This is a genomic window from Alteromonas sp. PRIM-21 (assembly GCF_027563165.1).
Taxonomy (GTDB): domain Bacteria; phylum Pseudomonadota; class Gammaproteobacteria; order Enterobacterales; family Alteromonadaceae; genus Alteromonas; species Alteromonas macleodii_A.
Map to the genome: position 1 here is coordinate 1 of NZ_JADOEK010000036.1, position 1,192 is coordinate 1,192.

General features: G+C 46.9%; 1 protein-coding gene. It reads left to right on the plus strand.

The window, feature by feature from the left end; all coding sequences use genetic code 11:
- The first annotated feature begins 69 nt into the window (after positions 1–69).
- Positions 70–1,178, plus strand: a protein-coding gene (locus IW644_RS19855) for an IS3 family transposase (protein ID WP_442864474.1) whose coding sequence is annotated in 2 segments (ribosomal slippage) — positions 70–322 and positions 322–1,178 — 1,110 coding nt in all. Because the reading frame shifts where the segments join, the coding sequence is not laid out codon by codon here.
- Positions 1,179–1,192: the final 14 nt, after the last annotated feature.

Consider the following 1,192-nt stretch of genomic DNA (forward strand, 5'->3'; position numbering starts at 1 on the left):
TGTCCACTTCCCCTAAACTGAGACAGACATAATTGGAGTTTTCTGCAATGATTAACGCAGGAGACGACTATGAAAAAATCACGCTATACAGAATCTCAGATCATTGGGGTGTTAAAGGAAGTTGATGCTGGTATGAAGGTTGAGGAAGTCTGCCGTCAACACGGTATCAGCAGTGCAACCTATTACAATTGGAAGTCCAAGTACGGCGGTATGGAAGCCTCAGACGTCAAACGACTAAAAGAGCTTGAAGAAGAAAATGCCAAGCTCAAAAAAATGTTTGCCGATGTGAGCTTAGAAAACAATGCCATTAAGGAACTTGTCGCAAAAAAGGGTTGGTGACAGCAGAGAAACGAGAATGCGTCAGCATACTGGTTGATGCGGGGCTAAGCGTCGTAAAAGCCTGCCTCTTCGTAGGTATTGGCCGTGCGACTTTTTACCGCCCTGAACGAGACTGGCGTAAAGCGGATGCTGCTGTCATTGATGCTATCAATGCGGTCTTGGAGAAGTCGCCACGAGCAGGCTTCTGGAAGTGTTTTGGTCGAATGCGGTTCAAAGGCTTTCCCTTCAACCACAAGCGCGTCTATCGCGTTTACTGCCAGATGGGATTGAATCTGAGGCGCAGAACTAAACGGGTACTGCCCAAACGAATAATCCAGCCATTAGAAGTGCTGGATCAGGCAAACCATCAATGGGCGTTGGACTTTATGCATGACACTTTATATTGCGGCAAACGGTTCAGAACATTGAATGTGGTGGATGAAGGCACGCGGGAGTGCCTTGCTATAGAGGTCGATACGTCTTTACCCGCAGGCCGTGTCGTACGCGTGTTAGAACAACTTAAGGCTGAGCGAGGATTACCCACTCAGCTGCGTATGGATAATGGCCCAGAGCTAATTTCGGCGACGCTGACGGATTGGTGTGAAACCAATGATATAGAATTGGTCTATATCCAGCCAGGTAAGCCACAGCAAAATGGCTTTGTTGAACGCTTTAACGGTTCATTCCGCAGAGAGTTCCTTGATGCTTACTTGTTTGAAAATCTCAATCAGGTAAGAGAAATGGCCTGGTTCTGGCGACTGGATTATAACGAAGAAAGAACACATGAAAGTCTGGGTAACCTGCCTCCGGCAGCTTACCGAGCAAAACTAGAAAACTCTAATTTAGTACTGTCTCACTAAAGGGGAAGTGGACA